This window comes from Winogradskyella pacifica (assembly GCF_013403915.1).
Lineage (GTDB): Bacteria > Bacteroidota > Bacteroidia > Flavobacteriales > Flavobacteriaceae > Winogradskyella > Winogradskyella pacifica.
Genome location: NZ_JABFDI010000032.1, coordinates 1 through 7,091, shown reverse-complemented (window position 1 = coordinate 7,091; position 7,091 = coordinate 1). Strand labels below are relative to the sequence as shown.

General features: G+C 30.6%; 6 protein-coding genes. All 6 read right to left on the bottom strand.

The window, feature by feature from the left end; translation table 11 throughout:
* Positions 1-233: 233 nt before the first annotated feature.
* The 6 genes from HM984_RS17075 to HM984_RS17050 all read right to left on the bottom strand — a co-directional run bounded on the left by HM984_RS17075 (position 234) and on the right by HM984_RS17050 (position 6,996).
* Entirely contained in the window at positions 234-698 is a 465-nt protein-coding gene (locus HM984_RS17075) for a hypothetical protein (protein ID WP_179350061.1), read from the bottom strand.
* 748 nt (positions 699-1,446) lie between these two features.
* The gene (locus HM984_RS17070; protein ID WP_179350060.1) at positions 1,447-1,983 is read right to left on the bottom strand and encodes a DUF2199 domain-containing protein; all 537 of its coding nucleotides are present in this window, start codon (positions 1,981-1,983) and stop codon (positions 1,447-1,449) included.
* A 10-nt stretch (positions 1,984-1,993) separates the two neighbouring features.
* Positions 1,994-2,287, bottom strand: a complete 294-nt coding sequence (locus HM984_RS17065) for a hypothetical protein (protein WP_179350059.1) — start codon at positions 2,285-2,287, stop codon at positions 1,994-1,996.
* 201 nt (positions 2,288-2,488) lie between these two features.
* A complete protein-coding gene (locus HM984_RS17060) occupies positions 2,489-2,950 on the bottom strand; it encodes a hypothetical protein (RefSeq protein ID WP_179350058.1) in 462 nt (153 codons plus the stop codon).
* A gap of 7 nt (positions 2,951-2,957) precedes the next feature.
* A complete protein-coding gene (locus tag HM984_RS17055; protein ID WP_179350057.1) occupies positions 2,958-4,907 on the bottom strand; it encodes a hypothetical protein in 1,950 nt (649 codons plus the stop codon).
* Between the two features lie 757 nt (positions 4,908-5,664).
* Entirely contained in the window at positions 5,665-6,996 is a 1,332-nt protein-coding gene (locus HM984_RS17050) for a hypothetical protein (protein ID WP_179350056.1), read from the bottom strand.
* Positions 6,997-7,091: the final 95 nt, after the last annotated feature.

The window sequence follows — 7,091 nt, the reverse complement described above, 5'->3', positions numbered from 1 at the left end:
CACTGTAACGTCTAATTACTTTGTCATTTTTATACATAATTGTTTGAAATTATGTAGCCTTTTTTCAGTACAAGTCATAATTGTAGGTAACGTTGTTGTGTATGGTTAGTTGCGTGGTTAAGCAACTAATTTAGTAAACAAATACGAACCAGAGAAAATTCCGCAGGAATTTTCCAAATAAGCACTTGCCAAAGCAATTAATTATACACGGTGTTGTGCAACGTATTTTTTATTTAAAAGTCAATTATATTCAGATCTTCAATTCCGGTTTCATCTACTGTTATTATAAGATTTAGTCGATTTAGGGTTATATGATTGTCCATAATTTCAGACAAGAAGTTCCAACTTTTAGCATCAGGTACAAAAAATGAGTTAGGCAAACTCAAATCAGTTTTTGATTCGGAATAATATATAATAGTTTCAAATCCGTTTATATTCAATTTTTCAGTTTTAAATTTAGTCGATTTTGATTTCAAACCATTTAATGAGACGTATGTTTTATAGTTTCCTTCGTTTAATTTCTCCGATTTAATATGCAATAAAACTTCTCCAGAGTATTTATACATATTTAAATAATCTTTTTCAATTATGTGTTTTGCTATTTTTTCCGCAAACCTTTTTTCAATATCATCGGAATCCGTTTTTTCACAACCAATAATTCCAAATAATAATATTATGAGGATTTTTATTTTATTCATTCTAAATGGTTTTCAGAGTTCGCTTGGATATGTTGCACAACGGTTTTGTATATGATTTGTTGCGTTATTTAAGCAAGTAAGTTAGCAAATAAAAACCAAAATAGAAAAACCGAGAGGTTTTTCGACAGTAGGTAAGAAGCAGCTATAAATTATATACATTGTTAGCTAAGGTTTTTTCTTTTTTGCGAACTACTCCTTTGTGTATTTCCGAACTATTTGTTTTTCCTGCGTTATTTTTTTCCTTACATATCAAAAAAAACTCCGAATTACTATTCCGTTCTTTTCCGCAAAGAGCATCAGTTTTGTTTTAGATCCTAATTTTCGTGATGTTAGAATCGGTTGATTTAAACAACTAATTTTAAATTTTTTTAACTGCGAATAGTTCAGCCGTACGTTTTGCCATTTCGCTTATCAGCCAAAAGTTGAGGATTGCTATTATTTTGAATTTAAGAACAGAAGTTGGGCAAGCCGAAATTCGCGCGTAACGATCCGAATGAGTGAAAAAAATTCAGCGCAATACTTTTTGAGATTCCGCTTTAAATTCCGGCGTAGTTTTGGTATGAAAATAAGTACAGAATTTTGTGATTGCCTTGAAATTGCAAGTTAGCACCAAAATCTTTGCTAACGGTCTTGTGTATGGTTAGTTGCGTGGTTAAGCAACTAAGTTAGCAAACTTTAACGAACCCGTGAATATTCCGAAGGAATATTCACAAGTAGAGAAGAATGAAGCAATTAATTATACACGGTGTTACCCAACGTTTTTTATCATTTGGTTTATCCTATTTTCCGCTTCTGTTTTTAAAATTCCGTTGTAATAATCTCGAACAAATGGATGCTCAAAATCTTCGTGAGGAAAAATTTCAGGTCTATCATTTCCGCTTTTTGTCATTACGTCGCAAGGAATTGAAGATGTATCTCCATATACAGGAATATTACTGCATAACCAACCAAAATATCCAGTTTCGTGATTCGGATTATTGTAATTTTCTTTATAGTCTAAATAACTATTTTCGCTTAATGATACCCAAAGTCCGTATTCCAACGTTTCGCAAGCGTCTTTTACTTTTTGAGTAAGTGTTACTCTAATAAAACGGTCAATTTGGTCTTCGTAATGAATTTCGCAAAAGTCCGATTCTAATTTTCCAATCTCTGTTTTTTCTTTATCAGACAGAAAATCGTAATTCGCTGGTGAATTAAAAGCCAAAGCAGGCCATTCCGAATGGACTTTTCCACATTGAGAACATTTAAATTCCGCTGTTTTATTTTTCTTTCTTTTCCAGAACATTTAATATTGTTTAAGCATCAAATTCCACGTAATGTATTAATCGGTTACATTTTTTTTCAATAGTAGGATATTGTGATGATATATCTTCCATAAATTCTTTAATGAGGAAAGACTCCATAAAATATTCAAAACCAGGACATTTTTTTTCGGTTACTTCATAAGTTTTCCATTCTAACTCTTCTTCAGTTAAATTCAGGATTGTAATTTCTGATTCGGAAAGAAACTGACCATCAATTCTTTTGACGTAAAGAACAGATTCTTCGTCAATTTTCTCTGTATTTTGCAAGAATTCTATGAGTTTCATTAAATGTTTGGTAACGCGTTTCCGTATATGAAAAGTAGCAGGTAAGAGTGCAGTTAATTTTCAGATTAAAATAAAGATAGCAGAAAAGAACGAAACAAATGTTTAGATCTCAACTGCTATTTTTTATATACATTGTTGTAGGCAGTATTTATCTTTTTTTTTAAACTTGAATACTGACTATTTAACTTTTTAAGTTATACATTAAAATGAAACCTCATAAACAATATAATAGATACTTTCAGCTTCTTGTTCAGCGATATCAATAATATATACTTTTCTGGCTTCTCCTAGAACTTTTAAAAAGCTACTAAACTTTGCTTCCTTAAAATCTTTATAAGTAATCGTGTTTTTTAAATTGATTTTTAATTTTTTTATTATTCTATTTTTTTTCTTATTATGTTGAAATTCAATACTACAGCATTCTCCTGAATTACTACGTATATTTTTTTCAAGCTTGCCTTCTTGGTCAATACCAAAAGTGTATAAGTAGCCTTTTTTTTCTTTTTTTGATAATTTGAAATACTTAAAATTAGTTTCTTCAAAACCATACTTTATCATTTCATTTTTTGAAGAATCAAATTTTAGAGTAATATCATATTCTTTTTCAAATTGCGCAAAGCAATAATTACTCAATAAGAGTAAAATAATTAATATTTTTTTCATGATATTATTAATTTTCCAAACAATCTCTTGTTCCTGCGTTTTTTAGTGTTGACTGAATACTATTGTATAAAATATACTCAATTCCACCATCAGCATTAGTAGTAGAAGCAAGATTATTATTTTGTGCCCAAGTCGTAAACTCATCTGTTTTTTCTAATCCTGCCCAACTCATATATTCGGAAGCTTTTTGTTTCCATTGGTTGTTTCCAAATTCTGATTCTAATAAGATTTTTATACCTAGTGGTTCATCATCCCAATTATGGTTATTTAATAATAAGTTTTCTAATTTAGCTCTATAAGTATTTACGTCAAAATTTGCAGTATTAAACAAAGCGTGTGTCCAATTTTCACCTCCTCCTGGATTATTTGCGTTATAAGCACAAATTAATGCAATCCACCTATCTTTTTCTGACAGAGAGTTTAAATTTACATTTGGTTGAATTGTACATTGAGTTGTGTCAAATTTTGGGTCACCATTAGGATAGTATGAAAGTATACCCAAATTATCTAAAGTGTTATACATATAAGCATGAATAACTTCGTGGCTTAACGCAACCATTTGAGACAAATTAGAAGTATTCTCTATTTGGGAATTAATTCTTATTGTATAGAAATCTAAACTATGATTTATACCCGATTGGTTATTAGCAGTATTAGCTTCATGCCCATAAGTGTAGCCCCAAACTCCATTAGGTAATGTGCCAATTTCAAAATTTAGCACTTCAAAATCATCAGTAGAAAAGGTAGTTAACATTTGTTTATAAAAGTTATTCATAGTGTCGTCCATTAATTTATCATGAACACATTCAGTTTCAGAACCTTCAAAACTTTGTCTTTTAATTATCCTATTTTCAAAATCTACTTCGCCATCATCTATCATAGCATTTACGACTTCTTTTGCAAATTTAGAATTTTCTTCACTACATCCATTCATATTAATATAGTTAGCAATTGCCGTACGTTGTACATCATCCAATAGCTGCGCTCTAGTGTAGGCAAGGCTACCATATCCAAAACATTCCCAAAGCACTCCATCAACGTTCATTATCTCTAATGGTTTTGTTACTGTACCAATACCGTCTGGATTTTGTGTGGTATTGTTGTTATTAGTATTACCAGAACCAGTTGAAGTATTTGTACCGTTAGGATTTCCGCTACCATCTCCGCCAGTAGTATTTCCATTTGTTGGATCATAACCCGAATCATAGCCAGAGTCAGAACCCGAATTGTTGCCAGAATTGTCATTACCTGCACTACCACTAGAGTTACTGCCACCACTATTACCATTATCAACAATATATTGTGGACAGTTAACAGGATTCCAGGTGTAACCAATAGTTTCTCCTGAAAGGTCAATTATAATTTTTACACAACCACCAGTAGCCGTATCATAATATATGCCTGTACTGCCTATTGGTACAATACCTGAATCACTTGAACTTGAAACTTCAGGAAGTGGTTGTACTGAAGTTTTATTTTCAATACCTACAGGTATAACTCCATCAATAACAGATTGCCTTTCAGTTTCAGTTAAATCATAGCTCATTATAGATGCTTTGTAAGTGCCATCCTTTTGTTTACTTAAAACTAAATTTTCAGTAAGTCCATTATTCTCAGGTCTTTTAATAGCAAAGGTGTAACTTTCGTAATCACCAGATGTAATATGATAAGCTTGCTCATTATCTACATAAAAGTCATATTTTTCCGAGTAAATCAACTTTCCTTGTAAGTTGGTATTGCCGTTTTGAGAAATTAAATCTTTACTATTTGGTAGAGTTTCTACTATAGTTTTTACACTTTTATTTTCTGATAGCTCTGATTTGCTAATTAGGTTAATTGTAAATTTTGGTTGTTCAGAAGAGTTTTCGCTAGTAACAGTGTCGTCTTTTTCGCATCCAAAAAATGCAAAAGTGAAGAATAACAAGTACAAAAATGGTTTCATTGGTTTTCTGTTCATAAGTTCCGTTGTTTAAATTTAGTAATTAATTTTCAAAGTGTTGGCAATATTGCCTACAACGGTCTCGTATATGATTTGTAGCGTTATTTAAGCAAGTAAGTTAGTAAATAATAACGGAAATAGAAAAACCGTGAGGTTTTCTGACAGTAGGCGAGAAGCAGCTATGAATTATATACATTGTTAGCTAACGTTTTTTCTTTTTTACGTACTACTCCTTTGTGTATTTCCGAATGATTTGTTTTTCAAACGTTGTTTCATTTTTTTACTTAAATGTCAAAAAAAATCTCTGAATTATTATTCCGTTCTTTTCAGCAAAGAGAATCAGTTTTGTTTTTCATCCTAATTTTCGTGACATCAGAATCGATTGATTTAAACAACTAATTTCAATTTTTTTAAACTGCTAACAGTTCAGCCGTACGTTTTGACATTCCGCTTATCAGCCAAAAGTTGAGGATTGCAATATTTTCGAATTAATAAACAAAAGTTGGGCAAGCCAAATTTCGTGCGTAAAGTTCCGCAAGAGTAAGAAATTCCAGCTTAATATTTTTTTAACGTTCAGCTTTGAAATCCTGCGTAGTTTTCGGAAGCAAATAAGCAAAGAACTTCGTGAAAGCCTTGAAATTGTTGATTTGCAGCAAAATGTTTGCTAACGTGTTTGTATATGGTTTGTTGCGTGGTTTAGCACATAATTTAGCAAATAAAAACCGAATAGAAAATCCGCGAGGATTTTCGTAAGTAGGCTAGAACTAGCAATAAATTATATACGGTGTTGTGTGGCGTTTTTTAAATCATTTTTCAGTCCCAAGTTAGCTAAAATTAATCTTATAGCTATTTTTCTCAAACAGTAAATTTGAGATTTCAAATCCTTTTCCTTTATCGAGTTCACACTTCCGTGAGTTAGTTTGTCACGAGTCTTTTTTAATTTCCCGAAAGAATATCCAAAATCCGTTGGATTGATGTTGTTCAAATTTAAAGTTTCTTCCAATGGACTTTTTAATGGTTTTATTTCGATTTTATTAATTAATCCGTTCCATTTGTCTTTAAGTAATTCACTGTCTTCGCTATTTTCTAAAGCTTGAGAAATTAACTCTAATGCTTTATTGAAATTATCTTCTTTTGATGCCTTAAAATCAAATTTTTCAATTTCTTGTTTAATATTAAAAATCTCAATTATATTAAAAAGCAATAAAAAAGATGCGTTTAAATCAACTTCTCTGGAATGTAAATAATTATCTATCGCTTTATTAAATTTTTGTTCATTTTTTAGGTAGTTAGAGAACCAATCTGTTTTGAGTATTTTTTGAATGTTATAATTTTCTTCTAAATGATAGAAGATTACAGCAAAATCAGAAACGAATGTTTTGTTGTTTGGCGATGTGTCTCTAAAGACAAAAATTTGTTCCTCCGTTCTGTAAGTCAGTTTTTCACAAATAATGCGAATTCCAAAACAAAATGATAAAAAGTTGCAGATTATTTGAATTGTCCTTTTTGCTTTTTCAAAATCAGCGTTATCAAATTTATAGTTGATAGAAGGTATTTTCTTAACTGTAAATTCTTCACTGCCTCGTGTTTCGTTATTTGTGAATTCCAGTTCAGGTCTAAAGGTAAGAGGTTTTGCTTCGTAGTATTCAGACATTCCATTCATTCTCGAAATTGAGAAAGTATTTTTGTCTTTCAGGTTGGTGAAAAATGAGTAAAAAGTATTTACTACTTTCAGTCCGTTTTTGTTTAAAAAAGCTTTTCCCTCGTTTATGTATTCTTTGTGCTTATTTGGAAATACTATGGCGATTTTGCTCACATAAATAGTAAAATATGTATTCTGTAAGTCAGTTTGAAATGAGGTTGTTTTGTAAATTTTACTTTTATCAAGAAAAAGTCCAATTTCAGTTTCGGTTATTTCAAAATTATCCTCAAATAGTCCGTGTGCACCTTTTGACATCATAAAATAACTGTCAATTTGAGAATTTGGGTTATTATCGATTATTTGAAAATACATTTTTTTGTCAGAAACGTACAAATGAGAATGAAAGATTTCAGATGAAATTTCATTGTTTTTGAATTTTAAATTAATGCAGTAATATTCTTTCACTCAAGATTGGTTTTCAAATGTCTTGCCCTGAAATATGGCTACAGGTTAAAATTGATTTTATGCGGTTAATTTATAGACCATATTTGGTGTTTTGA

Excerpts from the sequence above, each read along its gene's own strand:
- HM984_RS17065 (WP_179350059.1), bottom strand. The coding sequence starts at position 2,287 with ATGAAACTCATAGAATTCTTGCAAAATACAGAGAAAATTGACGAAGAA.
- HM984_RS17070 (WP_179350060.1), bottom strand. The coding sequence starts at position 1,983 with ATGTTCTGGAAAAGAAAGAAAAATAAAACAGCGGAATTTAAATGTTCT.
- HM984_RS17055 (WP_179350057.1), bottom strand. The coding sequence starts at position 4,907 with ATGAACAGAAAACCAATGAAACCATTTTTGTACTTGTTATTCTTCACT.
- HM984_RS17060 (WP_179350058.1), bottom strand. The coding sequence starts at position 2,950 with ATGAAAAAAATATTAATTATTTTACTCTTATTGAGTAATTATTGCTTT.
- HM984_RS17075 (WP_179350061.1), bottom strand. The coding sequence starts at position 698 with ATGAATAAAATAAAAATCCTCATAATATTATTATTTGGAATTATTGGT.